Origin of the sequence: Palleronia caenipelagi (assembly GCF_007004065.1) — a bacterium.
GTDB classification, from domain to species: domain Bacteria; phylum Pseudomonadota; class Alphaproteobacteria; order Rhodobacterales; family Rhodobacteraceae; genus Palleronia; species Palleronia caenipelagi.
Map to the genome: position 1 here is coordinate 1 of NZ_VFSV01000048.1, position 19,986 is coordinate 19,986.

At 61.8% G+C, this 19,986-nt stretch carries 17 protein-coding genes and 1 pseudogene; 15 read left to right on the top strand and 3 right to left on the bottom strand.

All coding sequences use genetic code 11. The features are described from left to right. A partial coding sequence (locus FEV53_RS16980) for an integrase core domain-containing protein (protein WP_142835962.1) occupies nucleotides 1–310 on the top strand: 310 nt, incomplete at its 5' end. Between the two features lie 177 nt (nucleotides 311–487). Here FEV53_RS16980 and FEV53_RS16985 read toward each other — a convergent pair. After that, nucleotides 488–1,691: pseudogene (locus FEV53_RS16985) on the bottom strand (IS3 family transposase). Between the two features lie 427 nt (nucleotides 1,692–2,118). Beyond that, nucleotides 2,119–4,377, bottom strand: coding sequence for an adenosylcobalamin-dependent ribonucleoside-diphosphate reductase (locus FEV53_RS16990; protein WP_142835963.1), 2,259 nt, complete (start codon nucleotides 4,375–4,377; stop codon nucleotides 2,119–2,121). A 155-nt stretch (nucleotides 4,378–4,532) separates the two neighbouring features. On the opposite strand from FEV53_RS16990, the gene FEV53_RS16995 reads away from it, so the two are divergent. The 8 genes from FEV53_RS16995 to FEV53_RS17030 all read left to right on the top strand — a co-directional run bounded on the left by FEV53_RS16995 (nucleotide 4,533) and on the right by FEV53_RS17030 (nucleotide 14,455). Continuing rightward, nucleotides 4,533–4,964, top strand: a complete 432-nt coding sequence (locus FEV53_RS16995) for a DUF1489 family protein (RefSeq protein WP_142835964.1) — start codon at nucleotides 4,533–4,535, stop codon at nucleotides 4,962–4,964. Between the two features lie 92 nt (nucleotides 4,965–5,056). Further along, nucleotides 5,057–5,692, top strand: coding sequence for a sulfotransferase family 2 domain-containing protein (locus tag FEV53_RS17000; protein WP_185962281.1), 636 nt, complete (start codon nucleotides 5,057–5,059; stop codon nucleotides 5,690–5,692). A 211-nt stretch (nucleotides 5,693–5,903) separates the two neighbouring features. After that, on the top strand, nucleotides 5,904–7,241 hold the full coding sequence (gene tig, locus FEV53_RS17005; protein WP_142835966.1) for a trigger factor: 1,338 nt from the start codon (nucleotides 5,904–5,906) through the stop codon (nucleotides 7,239–7,241). Between the two features lie 161 nt (nucleotides 7,242–7,402). Then, nucleotides 7,403–7,633 carry a phosphoribosylformylglycinamidine synthase subunit PurS gene (purS, locus tag FEV53_RS17010; protein WP_142835967.1) on the top strand — a complete coding sequence of 77 codons (231 nt, stop codon included), beginning with the start codon at nucleotides 7,403–7,405 and terminating at the stop codon, nucleotides 7,631–7,633. An 81-nt stretch (nucleotides 7,634–7,714) separates the two neighbouring features. Continuing rightward, a complete protein-coding gene (purQ, locus tag FEV53_RS17015; RefSeq protein WP_142835968.1) occupies nucleotides 7,715–8,383 on the top strand; it encodes a phosphoribosylformylglycinamidine synthase subunit PurQ in 669 nt (222 codons plus the stop codon). A gap of 36 nt (nucleotides 8,384–8,419) precedes the next feature. Next, nucleotides 8,420–10,174, top strand: a complete 1,755-nt coding sequence (locus FEV53_RS17020; protein ID WP_142835969.1) for an ATP-binding protein — start codon at nucleotides 8,420–8,422, stop codon at nucleotides 10,172–10,174. Nucleotides 10,175–10,178: 4 nt separating this feature from the next. Further along, nucleotides 10,179–11,510 (top strand): sigma-54-dependent transcriptional regulator, encoded by a 1,332-nt coding sequence (locus FEV53_RS17025; RefSeq protein ID WP_142835970.1) that lies wholly within the window; start codon nucleotides 10,179–10,181, stop codon nucleotides 11,508–11,510. A 359-nt stretch (nucleotides 11,511–11,869) separates the two neighbouring features. Further along, the gene (locus tag FEV53_RS17030; protein ID WP_142835971.1) at nucleotides 11,870–14,455 is read left to right on the top strand and encodes an Rne/Rng family ribonuclease; all 2,586 of its coding nucleotides are present in this window, start codon (nucleotides 11,870–11,872) and stop codon (nucleotides 14,453–14,455) included. 45 nt (nucleotides 14,456–14,500) lie between these two features. Here the strand turns inward: FEV53_RS17030 and FEV53_RS17035 are convergent, their stop codons facing one another. Beyond that, nucleotides 14,501–14,728 (bottom strand): sulfurtransferase TusA family protein, encoded by a 228-nt coding sequence (locus FEV53_RS17035; protein WP_142835972.1) that lies wholly within the window; start codon nucleotides 14,726–14,728, stop codon nucleotides 14,501–14,503. Nucleotides 14,729–14,822: 94 nt separating this feature from the next. On the opposite strand from FEV53_RS17035, the gene FEV53_RS17040 reads away from it, so the two are divergent. The 6 genes from FEV53_RS17040 to FEV53_RS17065 all read left to right on the top strand — a co-directional run. Continuing rightward, nucleotides 14,823–15,563, top strand: coding sequence for a cytochrome c biogenesis CcdA family protein (locus FEV53_RS17040; RefSeq protein WP_142835973.1), 741 nt, complete (start codon nucleotides 14,823–14,825; stop codon nucleotides 15,561–15,563). Nucleotides 15,564–15,624: 61 nt separating this feature from the next. Further along, on the top strand, nucleotides 15,625–16,875 hold the full coding sequence (locus FEV53_RS17045; RefSeq protein WP_185962282.1) for a hypothetical protein: 1,251 nt from the start codon (nucleotides 15,625–15,627) through the stop codon (nucleotides 16,873–16,875). Then, complete coding sequence (locus tag FEV53_RS17050; RefSeq protein ID WP_142835974.1) at nucleotides 16,872–18,236, top strand: cytochrome P450; 1,365 nt, start codon at nucleotides 16,872–16,874, stop codon at nucleotides 18,234–18,236. Before FEV53_RS17045 ends, FEV53_RS17050 begins: the two co-directional genes overlap by 4 nt. A gap of 295 nt (nucleotides 18,237–18,531) precedes the next feature. Next, a complete protein-coding gene (locus FEV53_RS17055; RefSeq protein ID WP_142835975.1) occupies nucleotides 18,532–19,005 on the top strand; it encodes a hypothetical protein in 474 nt (157 codons plus the stop codon). Between the two features lie 341 nt (nucleotides 19,006–19,346). Further along, nucleotides 19,347–19,481, top strand: a complete 135-nt coding sequence (locus tag FEV53_RS21935) for a hypothetical protein (protein ID WP_281283547.1) — start codon at nucleotides 19,347–19,349, stop codon at nucleotides 19,479–19,481. Nucleotides 19,482–19,693: 212 nt separating this feature from the next. Continuing rightward, nucleotides 19,694–19,986: transposase (locus FEV53_RS17065; protein ID WP_142835976.1), on the top strand; the 293-nt coding region annotated here is incomplete at its 3' end.

The window sequence follows — 19,986 nt, forward strand, 5'->3', positions numbered from 1 at the left end:
GTTCGACATGATCTGTGAGGCAAATGGGATCGAACATCGGCTCACTAAGCCGAACCATCCGTGGACCAATGGCCAGGTCGAACGAATGAACCGCACCATCAAGGAGGCGACGGTCAAACGCTTCCACTACGAAAATCACGACCAGTTGCGAACACACCTTGCCGACTTCATGGCAGCCTACAACTTCGCCCGCAGGCTCAAGACCCTCAGCGGGCTGACGCCTTACGAATACATCTGCAAGATCTGGACTTCAGAGCCAGATCGATTCATCCTAAATCCGATCCACCAAATGCCGGGACTGAACACCTAGTGGCAGCGGCGCGTGTCGCTGGCGCCTGCTGCGATCACGGTGCCGATCTGTTCGTCCTCGGAGATCTGACCGAGCAGGTCCGGTCGAACTGTGAAGCCATAGCGCTCGATATACAGAGGTGGTCTTGGATTTTCGACCAGCTTGCCGCCATGCTAAGCTATAGCATTGGTTTCCATTTCAGGCGGCAACTTTCAGGTCCGGGTTTCGTCTATCATGTGCCTCTTCCGGCGTCAGGAGCCCATGTGATGAGTGCGGGCGTCTTTCGTTGTAGTAGCGGATCCATCTGCCGATCTTGTCCCGGGCTTCGGAACCGGTCTCGAAGGTGTTCAAGTAAATGCATTCGTATCTGAGGGACCGCCAGAGCCGCTCGATCATCCGGTTGTCGATCCAGCGCCCCCGACCATCCATTGAGATTTGCACCTTCGCATCGCGCAGCACGTCGGTGAAGCTCGGTGCTCGTGAATTGCGAACCCTGGTCGGTATTGAAGATCTCAGGCGCACCGTATCTGGCCAGCGCTTCTTTCAATGCCTCGACGCAGAACCCCGCGTCCGTCCGGCATAGTCCTCAGACCTATGGCGGCCTCATGCCGAACTGTTCGAGAGCCGCCAGCTCAGGATCTTCCGGCTGTGCCAGTCCATGATGGCCGCGAGGTAGAGAAACCCCCGGCGCATCGGGATGTAACTGATGTCAGCGCACCAGACCTGGTTGGGCCGGGTAATGGGCAGGTCCTTCAGGAGATATGGGTAAATCTTGTGCTTCGGGTGCTTCTTGCTGGTCTTCGGCTCCTGATAGATCGGTACAAGGCGCATCAGCCGCCGCACACGGTGCCGCCTGCATCTGTGCCCTTCTCGCCGCATGTGACGGGCCATTTGCCGCGAGCCATACCACGGTGTGTCCAGAAATTGCCTGTCGATGATCTCCATGAACGCCAAGTTCTCGGCGCTTTCCCCGCGCAGGTAATAGTAGAGGCTGGATCTTGCCAGCGACAGCAGACTGCATTGCCGCCGGACGCTGAGATCGGGATGGTCCCGCTTCAACGCTTTCTGCCTCCAGTGCCGAGGATGAGACTGTCCGCCATGGACCTCGGACCAATGGCGGCCTCATGGACGGACCTTCCGACAAAAAATCCCGTTCCACGACCAACTGGCCAATCTTGGGATGCAGCTTCTCGACATCCTTCTCGGAAATCTCCGGCTCAGCCGATGCACCTCCGCCAAATGCAGATGCCATGTTCTCAATCGCCGTTCTCTTCCATCCGCTGAACATTGCCGGATGGACACCATACTTCCTGGCCAGATCGACCGTTGTCAACTCTTCAAGGAGGGCTTCAAGCGCAACCTTGGCCTTGAATTCCGCAGAATAGCGTTTCCGCTTCGTCATGTGTGGTCGTTCCTTCGGCAGTCGCTACAGCTTACCAACAGGTCCGAAATCTCGCGACCAACTCTTAGCTCTGGCGGGTCTTGCGGCGGACGGTTTTGACCACCTTGTCAGCCGCGTCTCTCGATGTTCCCCGCTTCTTGTTCATCTTAGCTCCCTAAAGGCTCCGATGAACCAGAAACCTTCCGTTGTTCAAAGCCCCAAAGCTGTCCCAAAAGTGCCGACGTTAGAAAATTCATCTATTTAGAAATATGTAGATAAATAAAAATCGGGCCTACCCTTGTCGGTAGGCCCGTTGCTTTTCTACTGACACCAACAGCGCCTTACATCGGGCCGGGGGTAAACTATACGGTGACAGTGGACACCAAACCTCACCAAATGGGCAAACTATGGGTCAGTTCAGAGCTGCCCTGCACCCGCAGTTTTGCCGTCACCCGCATTTTGACTGGCCGCAAGACATGCAGGTCGCGCAGCCCTCGATCATCTGCAGATCAAAGCTGCCGCAACTGGGACAGGTCCGATTGCCGGCCAGAGGCATGACCCCGGCGGTGGGATCGGATTTCAGCCCCAGCCCCTCGGCGGCGATGAACCCTGTTTCCACCAGATGCCGCTCGATCACCCCGCCGATGGCCGCGAGAATGGAGGGGATGTATTTGCCCTCCATCCACGCCCCGCCACGCGGATCGAAGACGGCCTTGAGCTCTTCGACGACGAAGCTCACATCTCCGCCGCGCCGGAACACGGCCGAGATCATCCGCGTGAGCGCCACGGTCCAGGCGAAATGCTCCATATTTTTGGAGTTCACAAAGATCTCGAAGGGCCGCCGGTGGCCGCCATGAATCACGTCATTGACGGTGATGTAGAGGGCGTGTTCCGAGCCGGGCCATTTCAGCTTGTACGTCCGGCCCTCCAGGGAGTGCGGGCGGTCCAAGGGTTCGGACATGTAGATGACCTCGCCTGAACCCGTGTCCTGAGGGGCGGGGGTTTCTGCACTCTCGGAGACGCTCAGGACTGAGCCCGTGACATCGTTGGGACGGTAGGTCGTGCAGCCCTTGCACCCGGTCTCGTAGGCGGTGAGGTACACGTCCTTGAAATCGTCGAAGGCGATATCCTCCGGGCAGTTGATCGTTTTGGAAATCGAGCTGTCGACCCATTGCTGCGCTGCGGCCTGCATGCGCACATGGTCCAGCGGTGCGAGTGTCTGGGCGGAGACGAAATGATCCGGCAGAGGTGCGTCACCAAACATCTCGCGCCAGAGTGCGACGGCGTAATCCACCACCTCTTCTTCGGTCCGGGAACCGTCCTTTTGTAGCACTTTGCGGGTGTAGCTATGGGCAAAGACTGGCTCGATCCCGGACGACACATTGCCCGCATAAAGGCTGATGGTGCCCGTCGGCGCGACGGAGGTCAGCAGCGCGTTGCGGATGCCGTGCTCGGCGATGGCCGCGCGCACGTCCTCGTCCATGGCCTGCATCGTCGGCGAGTCCAGATAGGCGTTCTTGTCGAACAGCGGAAAGGGGCCTTTCTCCGCCGCAAGCCGCGCTGACGTCAGATAGGCGGCGCGGGCGATCCGGCGCATCCAGTCTCCGGTGAGACGCGCCGCGTCCTCGGAGCCATAGCGCACCCCGACGAGGGCGAGCGCATCGGCGAGACCCGTGACCCCGAGGCCGATCCGCCGCTTGGCCTGAGCCTCGCGCGCCTGTGCCTCCAGCGGGAATCGCGACGCGTCCACCACGTTGTCCATCATCCGCACGGCCACGGCCACGAGTTCGTCGAGCGCCTCCACGTCCAGCGCTGCCGAATCCCCGAACGGGTCCTTCACCAGCCGCGCAAGGTTCACCGAGCCGAGCAGACAGGCCCCGTAGGGCGGCAGAGGTTGCTCGCCACAGGGGTTGGTCGCCGCGATGTCTTCACAATAGCTCAGGTTATTCTGCTGGTTGATCCGGTCGATGAAGATCACGCCCGGCTCCGCATAATCATAGGTCGCGCGCATGATCTTGTTCCACAGATCCCGCGCCTCAATCGTCCGGTAGACCTTGCCGTCAAAGACCAGCTCCCAGCTCTGATCGGCCTTCACCGCTTCCATGAACGGGTCGGTGACCAGCACGCTCATGTTGAAGTTCCGCAGCCGGGCCGCGTCTGCCTTGGCGCTGATAAAATCCTCGATATCCGGGTGATCGCAACGCATGGTGCCCATCATCGCGCCCCGTCGTGCACCGGCGGACATGATTGTGCGGCACATGGCGTCCCAGACATCCATGAAGCTTAGCGGCCCCGAGGCATCCGCCGCCACGCCCGAAACGGTCGCGCCTTTGGGGCGAATGGTGGAAAAATCGTAGCCGATCCCGCCCCCTTGCTGCATGGTCAGCGCCGCTTCGCGCAGATGCTCGAAGATGCCGGACATGGTGTCCGGGATTGTACCCATGACAAAGCAGTTGAACAGGGTCACGCTGCGCCCCGTGCCCGCTCCGGCGGTGATCCGGCCCGCGGGCAGAAATTTGAAATCCTCCAGCGCCGCGTAGAATTTCGGCGCCCAGACGTTGGGTTCTGTCTCCACCGCCGCCATCGCCCGGGCGATCCGCCGCCAGGTCGCCTCGACCGTGTCGTCAATGGGCGTGCCGTCAGCCTCTTTGAGGCGGTATTTCATATCCCAGATCTGTTCGGCGATCGGCGCGGCGAAACGGCTCATCCTGAGGCCCCTCTTGATGGTCGGAGAGAGCGGAAACTACGCCTGGCCCCGGAACGGGTCAAGGCGGAAGCTACTGGCGCTGTCCCCTGTCAGCCCCTATATCCTGCGTCACATCGCCCGCCGATCCCCGCATCTGGACAATTCTGAGGCCCGCCATGACCACACCCGTCCATCTGATCAAGCTCTCTGTCGGCTCCGAGAGTGTCGAGCAGATTGCCAGCTGGCAAAAGAGCCGCTCGGGTCAGCGGAAGGACGGACGATATTACCACCTCACACGGATGTTCCCCAAACGCACCAAAGAGATCCTCGCCGGAGGGTCAATCTACTGGGTCGTGCAGGGGCTTATTCAGGCCCGGCAGCGGGTGGAGCGCTTTGAAGAGATGATCGGGTCCGACGGCATCCGCCGCTGCGCCATCTTCCTGGATCCTGAACTCATCCGCACCGAAGCTGCGCCCCGCCGTCCGTTTCAGGGCTGGCGCTACCTCAATCCCGAGGATGCCCCCCGCGACCTGACCCCCGACGCCCCGAGCGATGACGACCTGCCCACTGATCTGCGGATCGCGCTGGCCGAGATCGGCGTTCGCTGAGGGATCGCGCAAAACCTGATGCGCTCGGGCTGGTGATGCCGTATTGCGGAAGCCGACGCTGAAGATGACCCTGAATTGACGGAGCCCCAGACGTGCCCGGATATATTTTCCCCAATGGCCGCCGCATTCTGTTTGTGCATATCCCCAAGGCTGCGGGGACGTCCGTGGAAATTGCTCTGCGCAGGCAGGCGGCCGAATTTCTGTTTGACGCAAAGTTTCACTCGGTGCCCGAGCGTACAACGCGGGTTTCGGCCCAACACCTCCATACGGCTGCGCTGAACCGCTTGGTCCTTCCGGGATTCTTTAATTACAGTTTCGTCATCACGCGGCATCCTGTGGACCGTCTGGTGAGCGAGTTCCGCTTTCGCCGGGGACTCCTGCCTGCCTCCCGCCGGGCGACTGGCGTTCGTGGGCTGGGGCGGGAGCCTGCAGAGTTCTCCGCGTGGCTCACCTATGCCCTGCGCGCCGTGCAGAAAACTCCGTGGGCCTTTGACAACCACCTCCGGCCGCAGTTTCACTTTGCTTATCCGAATGCCCAGGTGTTTCGGCTGGAGGATGGGCTGGAACCGGTCTGGCAGGCACTGTCGGAACAGTCCGGCATTGCCATCGCCCCGCCTGCAAAGCGTCACCAGACCTCCCGGGTCGCGCCCGTGGAGGTCAGCCCCGAGGACCGCGCCCGGATCGTCGCCCATTATGCTGAAGACATGGAGCGTTTCGGCTACGAATGACAGGTTATTGGGGCTCCAAGCGGACGCTCGACTGGCATTTCGGGGCAGGCGGTTCCAGTTCCTGCGCTTTCGCGTCTTGCATTGCGGCTGGAAAAATGAGAACCCCCGCCCGATTGACGGGTGATGACACGAAGCTGTCTGGATTGGCGCCGCCGGCGCGGAGGGTCAGATCCTCCACCCGCTCCACGGACGAGAGTGACGAGAGGTCGAAATGCAGGTCAACGAGACCGTCAATGACGGGCTGAAGCGCGGTTACCAGATCACCCTGAGTGCCGCTGAACTGGACGAGAAGGTCAACGAAAAGCTGACCGAGGCGCAGCCGGATATCGAGATGAAGGGCTTCCGCAAGGGTAAGGTGCCGATGGCGCTGCTGAAAAAGCAGTTCGGTGACCGCCTGCTGGGCGAAGCGATGCAGGAATCCGTCGACGGCGCGATTTCCAAGCACTTCGAGGAGACCGGCGACCGTCCGGCGATGCAGCCCGACGTGAAGATGACCAACGAGAACTGGGAAAAAGGCCAGGATGTCGAGGTCGAGCTGTCTTATGAGAAGCTGCCCGAGATTCCGGACTTCGACGCGGGCTCCATTTCGCTGGAGCGTCTGGTTGTGACCCCGGATGACGCCGCCGTTGAGGATGCGCTGAACTCTCTGGCCGAGAACGCCAAAAGCTTCGACGCCAAGGACGGTGCCTCCGAGGATGGCGATCAGGTTGTGATCGACTTCCTCGGCAAGGTCGACGGCGAAGCCTTCGAGGGCGGTGCTGCCGAGGATTACCCGCTGGTGCTGGGCTCTGGCTCCTTCATCCCGGGCTTCGAAGAGCAGCTGACCGGCAAGACCGCCGGTGAAGAGGTCGAGGTGAAGGTCTCCTTCCCCGAGGACTATCAGGCCGCCCATCTGGCCGGTAAGGACGCTATGTTCGAGACCACGGTCAAGGAAGTGAAAGCGCCCAAGGCTGCCGAGATCGACGACGAGCTGGCCAAGAACTACGGGGCCGAGGATCTGGAAGCGCTGAAGGGCCAGATCAAGGAGCGTCTCGCCGCGGAATACGCGGGTGCTGCCCGTCAGGTTCTCAAGCGCAAGCTGCTCGACGAGCTGGATGGCAAGGTGTCCTTTGATCTGCCGCCGAGCCTCGTGCAGGCCGAGGCCGACCAGATCGCCCACACCCTGTGGCACGAAGAAAACCCCGATCATCAGGGCCACGATCACGACAAGATCGAGGCCACCGACGAGCACATGAAGCTCGCCGAACGTCGTGTGCGTCTGGGCCTCTTGCTGGCCGAGCTGGGTCGCAAGAACGAGGTGCAGGTCACCGATGCCGAAATGACTCAGGCGGTTATGGCACAGGCGCGTCAGTACCCGGGTCAGGAGCGTCAGTTCTTTGAATTCGTGCAGCAGAACCCGCAGATGCGTCAGCAGTTGCAGGCGCCGATCTTCGAAGACAAAGTTGTTGATTTCATCATCGAAAAAGCTGATGTGACCGACAAAGACGTGTCCAAGGAAGATCTCGAAGCCGCCGTTGAGGCGCTCGAGGACGAAGACACCGCAGCGTAATCTGCGACAGTCTGACGGCCTGGCTGCGGTCGGGTCTCGCCGGGGGCGCGTTTGGGAGGACGCGCCCCCGGTTTTGTTTTGGCCCTGCCAGCGGGCTCGGTGCTTGTGACCCGGAGCGGGACAGGGTATCGGCTGCGCAACGAAATCGCGGAGGCAAGCAGATGAAAGCTCGGGTGAGCGTGATGCTGAAGACCGGTGTTCTCGATCCGCAGGGCGAGGCGATCCGCCACGCCCTCGGCGCGCTGGGGTTTGATGGTGTGGATGGGGTCCGGCAGGGCAAAGTGATCGAGCTGGATCTGGCCGATGGCACGACCGAGGATCGGATTCGCGAGATGTGCGACAAGCTGCTCGCCAATACCGTCATCGAAAATTACCAGATCGAGATCCTCTGATCTGTTCTGCTCCGATCCCCGGGGGCGGGCCCCCGGGCATCAGGGCGTGACGACCGGCATCGAAGAAAAGGCGATAGCGGCATGAAAGCAGCAGTTCTGGTTTTCCCCGGCTCCAATTGCGACCGCGATCTGGCGACGGCTTTCCGCGCGGCGGGGTTTGACACCACCATGGTCTGGCACAAGGACGCCACCTTGCCCGACGGCGTCGATCTGGTTGGCGTGCCGGGGGGGTTCTCCTACGGGGACTACCTGCGCTGCGGCGCCATCGCGGCGCAGTCCCCCATCTGTCGTGCGGTCGCCGATCACGCGGTCCGGGGCGGGTTCGTGCTGGGCATCTGCAACGGCTTTCAGGTGCTGACGGAGATGCGCCTCTTGCCGGGTGCGCTGATGCGCAACACAGGGATCAAGTATATCTGCCGCAATGAGACCCTCACGGTCGGGCAGGGGGACAGTCCGTTTCTGGCGGGATATCAGGCCGGGCAGCAGGTGGCGTTCCCGATCGCGCATCACGATGGAAATTACAGCGCCGATGCAGAAACGCTCGACCGGCTCGAAGGCGACGGGCGCGTGGCGTTCCGCTATGCGGCGAACCCCAATGGGTCGGCCCGGGATATCGCCGGGATTTTGAGTGAAAACGGGCGTGTGCTCGGGCTGATGCCGCACCCGGAACGGGCGGCGGATAAAACGCTGGGCGGCTCGGACGGGGCGGCCATGTTCAGCGGGCTGGCCGGTGCTCTGACAACAGCCTAGCTTGTTGCCGGCGCCCGGCAGGGGTAGGCTCGCGCCATGAGCGCCATCGACGACATCATCCGCCGACGGGAGAAGCGCAGATCGCGAATCGTGCGATTTGCGTTTATGCTTTTGGTGATCGTCGCGGTGACGACGCTCTGGGTCAGCTACAGCTTCTTGACCGCCCGCTTTACCGAGGCCACCCGAAGCCGGGCCGAAGTGCGACTGGCGCTTTATTCCGGCAATCTCATCTCGGCTTTGCAACGGGCGAGTGTCGTGCCGCTCCTGCTCAGCCGCGATCCCGCACTGATCAGCGCTTTGGGGTCGGGGGATTTCAGCCAGTCGACTCAGCGGCTGATCTCCTATCTCGACGAAATCGGCGCGGCGTCTCTGACGCTGCTCGACCGCTCGGGTCGCGTGGTCGCTTCGACAAACCGGGAGACGCTTGGCGCGCAGCGGGGGGGCGAGCCCTTTGCAGTGAATGCCATCCGTTCGCCGGAAACGGTGTTCTCAACAACGCAGACAGAATCGGGGATGTTCACATTCTCCTATTCGCGGCGCGTCGAGATCAACGGTGTCATCGAAGGCGTGATCGTCGTGGGCGTCGATCTGCGCCAGTTCGAGACCTCGTGGGCGGGGTTCTCAGATGCCGTGATGGTCACCGATTCGACAGGCCGTATCATCCTGTCCACCGAGAGCCGCTGGCGTGGCCTGACCGAAGAGGAGGCGTTGCAGCGCCGGTCCGCCACGGGGGCCATCCAGAGGGCCATTCAGGCCACCACCGACTGGACCGTCGTTCCGGCGGACGCCTATCTCGGCGGGCAGGCGGTGCTGCGGCAAAGCACCCGGATCCCTTTTCAGGGGTGGCGGATGACATCCTTTACCACCTATTCCAGCGTGCGGGACCGGGTGGTCGGCGTGCTGGCGATCGAGGCCACGATCTTTGCCATGATCTTTGCGCTCGGGTCGTTTCTGGTCAGCCGCAAGGCCCTGTCCCGGATCAGCCTGTTTGAACGTGAATCTGAGGAACTGCGTCGTCTGAACACGGAGTTGCAGCGCGAAATTGCCGAGCGCCAGAAGGCGGAGCGCAATCTCGAAGTGGCTGAGCAAACCGTGCAACAGACATCGAAGCTGGCTGTGCTGGGTGAAATGTCTGCTTCGGTCAGCCATGAGCTGAACCAGCCTCTGGCGGCGATGAAGACCTATCTTGCCGGGGCCCGCCTGCTCGTGCAGCGTCGGCGGAGCGAGGAGGCGCTGGCGTCTTTGCACCGGATCGACGATCTGATCGGGCGCATGGGCGCGATCACCCGCCAGCTCAAGAGCTATGCCCGCAAAGGCGGGACTGCGGTCGAGCCGCTGGACCTGCGCGACTGCGTATCTTCGGCGCTGGCTCTGATGGAGCCGCAGCTAAAGCAGCGGGATGTCCTGATCGAGCGCACCGTGCCCGACCGTCCCGTGATGGTTCTCACCGACCGTCTGCGGGTCGAGCAAGTGATCGTGAATCTGCTCCGCAACGCGTTGGACGCCACGAAGGACGTGAAAGACCCGCGTGTCCGGATTCTTTTGGCCAGTGGACGGACGGCGTCGCTGGTGGTGCGGGACAATGGCAGTGGCATTCAGGAGATGGACCGGCTGTTCGAGCCGTTCTACACCACCAAGGATCCCGGACATGGGACAGGACTGGGGCTGGCGATTTCCTCGGATATCGTCCACCAATTGGGCGGTCGCCTGACGGGCCGGAACGGATCGTCGGGCGGCGCAGTGTTCGAGATGGATTTGCCCTTATGGCGCAGTGCCGAGGCAGCGGAGTAGTAGCATGGCGAAAGCGATGAAGATTGCGATTATCGACGACGAGGCGGATATGCGTCAGTCGATCAGCCAGTGGCTTGCCCTGTCGGGGTTCGACACGGAGACCTATCCGAGTGCCGATGAGGCGCTCGGGGCCATTTCGGCGGATTATCCGGGGATCGTGATCTCCGATGTCCGGATGCCGGGTACCGACGGCGTTGCGTTCCTCAAACGTCTGATGAGCGCCGATTCGACGCTGCCGGTCATTCTGATCACCGGCCACGGTGATGTGCCGATGGCCGTGGAGGCGATGCAGCTTGGGGCCTTTGATTTCCTCGAAAAGCCGTTCGATCCCGAAAAGCTGACAGAACTGGCGCGGAGCGCGTCGGCTCAGCGCCGGGCGACCCTCGACAGCCGGGCCCTTCGCCGGGAGCTCGCTGATGGAACCGGCATCATGGAAAAGCTCATCGGCGGTTCGCCTGTGATGGAGCAGTTGCGCGAGGACATCATCGATCTCGGACAGGCCGATGGCCACGTCTTGATCGACGGGGAAACGGGAACGGGCAAGACCCTGACAGCGCACGCGCTGCATGCGGTCGGGGCGCGGGCCAAGCAGAAATTCGTGCTGTTCTCCTGTGCGGGATATGACGACGAACAACTGGAGATGCGCCTTTTTGGTGGGGAGGGGGCCGAATTGGCGCTGACTGAGCAGGCGCGCGGGGGCACTCTGGTGCTCGACCATATCGAGGAGCTGCCGGAACGGGTGCAGGGCCGTTTGTTGGCCTGGATGATCGAGCAGGGCGTCCCGGTGGAAACCCGTGTGATCGCCATCTCGAACCTCTCGGAGGCGGGTAAGTCCGTTGAGGATAAGCTGCGTCCGGACCTCTACTACCGTCTGGCGACCGCCAAGATCACATTGCCCCCCCTGCGGACCCGGGGAGAGGACATCTTGACGCTTTTCAAGAAATTTGCGGACACGGCTGCGGATGATTACGGCGCGGAGCCTCTGGAGCTGTCGGCGCAGGAAGCGGCGCAGCTGGTGCAGGCGCCATGGCCCGGAAATGTGCGGCAGCTGATGAATGTCGCCGAACGCGCCGCGATGCAGAGCCACCGCGGGTCCGGCACGATTTCATCCCTGCTGATGACCGGCGAGGATGAGGGAACACCCGCCGTAACCACCGAAGGCAAGCCGCTCAAGGAATATGTCGAGGCGTTCGAGCGGATGCTGATCGACAACACCATGCGACGCCACAAGGGCTCCATTGCATCGGTCATGGACGAGCTGCGGCTGCCCCGGCGGACCCTCAACGAGAAAATGGCGAAGTACGGATTGAGCCGGGCGGATTATCTGGAAAACTGAGAAAGCCGTTGTCTTTGCCTGTCGAACGACCGTATGCTGTAATTGCAGGGTGACGGTTGCGGCTCTCCTGAGCCACGCACCGCACCGCAGATTTCGCTGGCAGGACATCCCCAGGGATCGCCGGACAGATCAAAACCCGCGCCGCGCGTTGCGGTCGGGTCCCGTTCGATGGCGCGGATTGACGCGTCGGAGTTAAATTGCGATGCGCGGAAGACAGTTTTCAACGAGACTACGAAGGGCACTCCACAGTGTCCCGGGTCCCGTCTTGTCTCGCAGCTTCGCCCAAGATCATCACGGAACCCTGTTTGCCGGATTCGGGAGATACTCCCGCCGCCAGAGGGCCGTGTGGATGAGAGACTATGTCAAAGAAAATGCTTATAGACGCGACCCATGCGGAAGAGACGCGGGTCGTTGTGGTGGATGGCAACAAGGTTGACGAATTCGACTTTGAGTCGGCCAACAAAAGACAGATTTCCGGAAATATCTATCTGGCAAAGGTTACCCGTGTCGAACCGTCCTTGCAGGCGGCATTCGTCGATTACGGCGGCAACCGGCACGGTTTCCTCGCGTTTTCGGAGATTCACCCCGATTACTACCAGATCCCGGTTGCTGACCGTCAGGCCCTGATCGAAGAGGAGCAGGCCGAAGGTGAAGCCGAGGCCGCGCGGGAGGATGAAGACGGGGGACGCAAGACTGCCAAGCCCCGGCGCCGGTCGCGCTCACGCAGCCGGGCGCAGGCTGAGGCTGCGCCCAGCGACGATGCGGTGGTTACGGCAGAGCCGGTCGAAGAGGCGCCTGCGGACGCCTCCGCAGCCGATGAGACCGACACGCCGGCCCCCATCGCGGGAATGGATATCGTTGATCCCGACGGGGACGACCCGCTGGACGCCGTCGCCGAGATCTACGAAGACGAGCCCAAGCCCTATGTTGCGGCCGACGAGGCGGCACAGCGGGATTCGAGCATCGAGTCCGTTGCCGATGATGACGTTACCGACGAAGTGCGCCGTCCCAAGAGGGCGCGGGCCAAGCGCTACAAGATTCAGGAAGTGATCAAGGTCCGCCAGATCCTGCTCGTGCAGGTGGTGAAGGAAGAGCGCGGCAACAAAGGCGCGGCGCTGACCACCTATCTCAGCCTTGCCGGTCGCTACTGCGTGTTGATGCCCAACACGGCGCGGGGTGGCGGGATCAGCCGCAAAATCACCAACATCACCGACCGCAAGAAGCTCAAGGACATCGCCGCCTCGATTGACGTGCCCAAGGGCGCGGGTCTGATCATCCGCACGGCAGGTGCCAAGCGGACCAAGACCGAGATCAAGCGCGATTACGAATATCTTCAGCGCATGTGGGAGCAGATCCGCGAGCTGACGATGAAGTCCATCGCGCCCGCCGTGATCTACGAAGAGGGCAACCTCATCAAGCGTTCGATCCGCGACCTGTATAACCGCGAGATCGACGAGGTTCTGGTCGAGGGCGCCGAGGGCTATCGCACGGCCAAGGACTTCATGAAGATGATCATGCCGTCTCACGCCAAGAACGTGCGCCATTATCAGGACCAGTTGCCGCTCTTTGCCCGGCATCAGGTGGAGAGCTATCTGGGCGCCATGTTCAATCCGACGGTGCAGCTTCCCTCCGGTGGCTACATCGTGATCGGCGTGACCGAAGCGCTGGTGGCCATCGACGTGAACTCGGGTCGGGCGACCAAGGAAGGCTCCATCGAGGAGACCGCCTACAAGACCAACCTGGAGGCCGCCGAAGAGGTGGCGCGCCAGTTGCGTCTGCGCGACCTCGCCGGTCTGATCGTGATCGACTTCATCGACATGGAGGAGCGCAAGCACAACTCCGCCGTCGAAAAGCACTTCAAAGACAAGCTGAAGAACGACCGCGCCCGCATTCAGGTGGGCAAGATTTCGGCCTTTGGACTGTTGGAAATGTCGCGCCAGCGGCTGCGTCCCGGGATGCTTGAGGCTTCCACCCAGCCGTGCCCCCATTGCCACGGCACCGGGCTCCTGCGCTCCAATGACAGCGTTGCGCTGGCCATCTTGCGCCAGCTTGAGGAAGAGGGCACCCGCCAGAAGACCCGCGAGGTCTGCGTGACCGCGCCGGTGGCGATCGCCAATTACCTGATCAACCACAAGCGCGACCATATCGCGATGATCGAGGCGCGCTACGGCATGGCGATCCGGATCGAGGCCGATCCGACGCTCATCAGCCCCGACTTCAAGATCGAGAAGCTGCGCCAGCAGACCATCCGCGTCGTCGAGCAGACGGCAGCGATCACCTCCACCAGCGTCATGGAACAGACGCCGGAGCCAGAGGACGAGGTCGAAGAAGAAACGGACGAGGCCGAAGAAGAGGCTGTGGCCGTCGAGACCTCCGAAGAGGCGGATGATACGCCCCGGAAAAAGCGTCGTCGCCGGCGTCGGAAGAAGCGTTCGGATGCGCCGGAAGATCAGGGTGCTGAGGCTGGGTCCGACGCAGAGGCCGCCTCGGATGATGAAGCCAGCTCCGACAGTGAGCCTGCTGCCGGAGACGAAACTCCGGCGGAAGCTGACGCTGCGTCCGACGCCGGCACCGAAGAAAAGCCCAAGCGTCGTCGGTCTCGCAGCCGCAGCCGCAGCCGCAAGCGGACCGATGACAACGCGACCGAGGCCCCCGCTGAGGCAGGCGATGCGTCCGAAACCGCAGATGCCGAGGCTGAGGCCGGTGCTGCTCCTGATCCCGTGGCTGAGCCTGCGTCCGCACCTGTGGTCGAGGAGGCTCCTGAGCCAAAGGTCGAAGGGGTGGTTGAGGCTGTCGCCGCGCCTGAGCCTGTCGCAGAAGCCGTCCCTGAACCAGAAGCGCCCGCCGAGCCCGCTCCGGCGGCAGAACCTGCGCAAGAGACTCCGGCTGAATCCGAAGCGCCAGCCAAACCGAAGCGGCGTGGCTGGTGGGCCATGCGGGGCTGACATGAGACAAACGCGGTCCTTCGGGGCCGCGTTTTTCGTTCGGGATCAGCCCTTGCGGATGAAGTAATGGCAGGAGTCGCCGATCTCTTGTGTTCCGACCAGCTCATGACCCGCCTCGGCACAAAAGTGGGGCACATCCACCACCGCCGCCGGATCGTCCGCCTGCATGCGCAAGATCTGGCCGGTTGTCAGAGCGTGCAAGCGCTTGCGGGCTTTGAGAACCGGGAGGGGGCAGAGAAGCCCCAGCGCGTCGAGATCATCGTCATAGGTCATGCCCCCAGCTATCGCGCCTCTGTTTCAGCTTGTCCACGGGGATGTGACTCAGGCCCCCGGTGACGGCGCCGGACAGAGCGGGTAGAGGAAACATATGTTCGGATTCGATATCATCGATGCGGGGCTGATCCCCGCCATGCTCATTGCGCTGACCGCGGGTCTGTTGTCTTTCCTCAGCCCCTGCGTTTTGCCGATCGTGCCGCCCTATATTGCCTATATCAGCGGGGTGAGCCTCGGCGATACGGGTCCGCGCCGCCGGGTCATTCTGCCCGCCGTGTTTTTCGTCATGGGCTTGTCCACGGTGTTCCTGTTTCTTGGCTTCACAGCCTCGGCGCTCGGGGCATTCTTTCTTCAAAATCAGGAGCTTTTCGCCCGGATTTCAGGTGTTGTGGTCATCGTGTTCGGGTTACATTTCCTCGGCATTTTGCGGATCCCGATCCTCAACCGGGATGCGCGGCTTGATGCGGGGGATCAGGGGGGGACGGCGCTCGGCGCCTATGTGCTGGGACTGGCCTTTGCCTTTGGCTGGACGCCCTGCATCGGCCCCGCCCTCGGGGCGATCCTGTCGCTCGCAGCCAACGAGCAGAGCATCGCGCGCGGGACATTTCTGCTGGGGGTCTATGCGGCGGGTCTCGGGATTCCATTCCTGCTGACCGCGATCTTCCTCGACCGCGCCACCGGGGTGATGGGGCGCCTCAAGAAGCATATGGGCCTGATCGAAAAGGTCATGGGCGGATTGCTGGTCATTGTCGGGCTGGCGCTAGTGACCGGAGCTTTCTCAGCGTTCTCCTACTGGCTCCTTGAGACCTTCCCGGGGCTGGCGCGTCTCGGCTGAGAATTGCCCCTGCCGTCATTCGCGCCTATGGTGTGCATGGCAGAACAATGGGCGAGCAGGAATGATCCAAGCGCAAGGTTCCGTGGCGCGGCGCCGGGTGTTCTACATCCCGGGCTACGACCCGTTCCACCCTCGCAGGTATCGGGAACTCTACCGGACAGAATCGGCGGAACAGGCCCGCCTGAGGGGCTATGAGATCGCCGTGTCAGCACGGCCCGGCGCACGCTATGGCTGGAACGCCGAGACGACGATGGAGGGCACCCGGACCCATGCTGAGGTCGAGGTCCTCGTCTGGTCCGACATCGTCAAGGACAGCATGGAGGCGGGCATCCTCGCCACCTATGGCCAGCTCATCCGAACGGCGGCGATCTATATCGGCTCAGGCGCGCTGTTCCGGCTCATGCGGCTAAGGATCGGCCCGGTGATCGCGGCGCTCTACCCGGTGGGCATGTTGCTCCTGCAACTGGCACTGGCCCTTCTCGTGGCGCGGATTGCGGGTGGGGTCGTGGCGTGGGGCGCCGGTCTTGCGGGGCTCTCGGGCCTGCCTGTCACGCTCCTCGCCTGGGGTCTTGGACTCGCGGCCACGATCCCGGTCTTTCGGTGGTTTCGCAAACAGGACAAGCGCTTCTACGCCTATTACCTGATGCATGATTATGCCTTTTCGGCGCGCTGGCTGGGAGAGAACCCGCCCGCGCTGGAGGTCCGGATGGCGGAGTTTGCAGACGCTGTCGCCGAGGCGCTGAGCGGGGATGCGGACGAGGTGCTCGTGGTTGGTCATTCGTCCGGCGCGCATCTGGCGGTGTCGGTTCTGGCCGATCTGTTGCGGCAGGGCAGGGTGCCAGAGGACGGTCCGGTTCTGTCGTTCCTGTCGCTGGGGCAGGTCATTCCCATGGTGTCTTTCCTGCCCAAAGCGTCGCGGCTGCGCGCCGATCTGCACCTGCTGTGCCAAAGCGACCGGATTTCTTGGGTTGATGTGACCGCGCCGGGGGATGGCTGTGCCTTTGCGCTCTGCGACCCGGTGGCGGTTTCCGGTGTCCGGCCAGAGAGCGGGCAGCGGGGTCCGCTGATCCTGTCGGCGGCCTTCACCCAGACCCTTCTTCCCGAGACGTGGAAGCGATTGAAGCGGCGGTACTTCCGGCTTCATTTCCAATATCTGTGTGCCTTCGATAACCTGCCGGACAGTTCCGGCGCCTATGACTACTTTGCCGTGACCGCCGGGCCGAGGACGCTGGCGCACCGCTTTGCCGCTCGCAAGCCGTCGAAATCGAGGATCGACGTCGCGGCTTCAGGCTACACGACAATCGCGCCATGATGCCGCCAAAGCCCCCTGCCAGGCCCGATAAGGTCTCTCTCTGGCGGTATATGCGCCTGTTTCGCGAGGACATTCTGTCGGCCCAGCCGGAGCGGCTCTACCGGGCCTGGATGGCGGAGTTTCGCACTCCGTTTTTCCGGTCTTTCATGGTGAATGACACGGCGCTGATCCGTCGGGTGCTCAAAGAGCGCCCCATGGAGTTTCCAAAATCCGACCGCATTGGCGAGGGGCTGCGGCCGCTTCTGGGTCAGTCTGTGTTCCTGACCAACGGGGACACCTGGTTGCGGCAACGGCGGCTTATCGATCCGGCCTTCGAGGGCGGTCGGCTGAGGGACACTTTTCCAGCGATGCTGGCTGCGGCGCAGAACGCGGTGGATCGGATTACGGAGGGCGTCCATGACATCGAGCCCGAAGCCAGTCATGTGACGGCTGACGTGATCTTTCGCACGTTGTTTTCGATCCCCATCGAAGACCGTATCGCCCGCGCAGTCTTCGAGGAGTTCCGCATCTATCAGCGGACCCAGCCGATCCTGAACCTCGCCGCCTTCATCCCTTTGCCCCGCTGGATGCCCCGCCTGCACCGGCGTGCCACCAAACGCTCGGCGCGCAGGATCCGGGCGCTGATCGAAGAGCTCGTCTCGCAGCGGCAGTCCGCTATCGCAGAGGGCACAGCGCCGGACGATCTGGCGACCAAGATCCTGCTGGCCCGCGACCCCGAGACCGGCGAGCGCTTTGAGGCGGGCGAAATGGTGGATCAGGTGGCGATCTTCTTTCTGGCGGGTCACGAGACCTCTGCGGCGGCGCTGGGCTGGACGCTCTATCTGTTGGCCACACACCCTGACGTGCAGGAGAAAGTTGCGAAGGAGGCGCGGGACTTCATGGCGGACCCGGACTTTCGCAAGCTGTCCCGGATGCCGCACACACGTGATGTCTTTCGCGAATCCCTGCGTCTCTACCCCCCGGTTCCGATGCTGGTGCGCGAGACCACTCAGGCCGAGGATATGCGGGGTCGCACCTCAGGGATTGGCGATCAGATCGTGATCTCGCCCTGGCACCTGCATCGGCAGACCCGTCTTTGGGACAACCCGGATGCGTTCGATCCCGATCGCTGGCAGACGGAGAACGGGCGGGCGCGGATGAGAGACGCCTATCTGCCGTTTTCCACCGGGCCGAGAGTGTGTACCGGGGCGGGATTCGCCATGGCCGAAGGGGTTGTGCTGCTCGCCGCGATCCTCGCCAGTTGGCGCGTCGCACCCGTCGACGGGCGGATTCCGATGCCGCAGGCCCATCTGACCGTGCGTTCGGCTGATGGGATCTGGCTGAACTTTGAGCCCCGCAGCGAATCCTATACCATCGAATAGGTTCCTTTGATTGGCGAGCGCTGCAGTAATCTGCGGGAGCTGTTTCAAGGTCTACCTGAAAATAGAAGATACAAAACAATAGTTATCTGTTTTTTTGGAAAAACAAACGCCCTAGGGTTTTGGCTGAAATTCAGGAACCGACAGCGAACCTATTCGTAAGGGTAAGGTGCTTGGTATTCAAAGCATCAACATGCCCAGAAGAATATAACAGAGTCAAACCGGAGCTATTCTGGATATTGATCTGGGTGGGGGCAAGACTATTGTTGTCGATTAAACGAATACGGTGGACGAAGATTTGCTCGCCATTTTCGTTCTTGGGTCACCGACGCTCCTTGTCGACGGGGTCGATGTGGAGATCGACAGTATTACCTTGGTCACGCTGGGTGCCGCCCCGACATTCGTAACCTGCGGTGGCGGATCACTCACTCTCGACCGGGGGCTCTGGGGGCTCTTGTCAGCTGATTTGTTGTCGTGCGCGACGTCGCGACTCAAGGACAAACCGTCGATCCGCGTCAACGCGGCCTTGGTCGATATCGGAAGCGCGGTGACCAATCTCCTGAATGATCTCACCGTAGAATATGTCGGTAATGCCGACGGGACATTCACCTATGAACGCCCCGCGCTGTCTCTGCTCGTTGCAGTCACCGTCAACACCACGGGGATGGAAGGCTACGACATGCTCGTTGTCGTGGGCGCGACGCCAGAGCCGGATACGACCTTGTTCGGGGGCATCGACAGCGCCTACCGGAACGGAAATCTTTATCTATAATCGACGGGGATGTTGTCTCAAACAGTGAATGTCGAAGTCCCCATGACCCAGGTGGAGTTCTACCATATCAAGGCCAATCAAGGCGACTGGCTGTCCAGAGGGATCTCTACCTTTCCGAGTGCGACCGTGTATCGACCCAGTGAAATCCTGCTCATGCTATAAGGAAGGACATAGCAATGAGTGAGACGATGACAGAGGTCGTGAGACGTTGAACGGCGAAGCGCAAATCAGCGCTGGTCGCAGAGGCCATTCAGGGCAAGACCGCCGTTGCCCAGACGAGCCGGACTTACGATCTTGCACCATCAGAGATCGAAGGCTGGGTCGAGGATGCCAGGAAAGGGATGGAGAAACCCCTGAAGGCCAACGCACTGGATGTGCGCCAGCAATACGAGAAGCAGCTCAAAGATCTCCAGAAAGCTTACGGCGAGGCCATGCTGCAGTTGCGCGCCAGAAAAAGCTGCAAGCCCTCATGGTGAGGCATTGAGCGCCACCGGTTCGAGGCCAATGCCGAACGGAGGACGACAATTGATCCGGACGTTTCATGAGGGCCTTCTCGCCGACGGTGACGTCGTGCCGATCTCCAAGCTTTGCGCGTGGTTCGGCGTGCCGCGTCGCACGGTCCATAGAGGTGGTCGCGGGATTTCGGACCGGGTGCTAATCTGTAGTGTCTGAGGAAGAACGGACAGAAATGACGAAACGGAAACGCTATTCGGCAGAGTTCAAGGCGAAGGTGGCTTTGGAAGCCATCCGCGAGGAGCTGACGACGGCCGAGCTGGCCAAGAAGTATGACATCCACCCTACCATGATCAGCGGCTGGAAACGGACCGCGATTGAGAACATGGCACAGGCCTTCACCGGCCAGGCGACCGCGGAGCCGACGATATCGGCGGCAGAGGTCGGAAAGCTGCACGTCAAAATCGGGCAGCTGGTCGTGGAACGGGATTTTTTGTTGGAAGCCTCCAGTCTCATCCCCGGCACTGG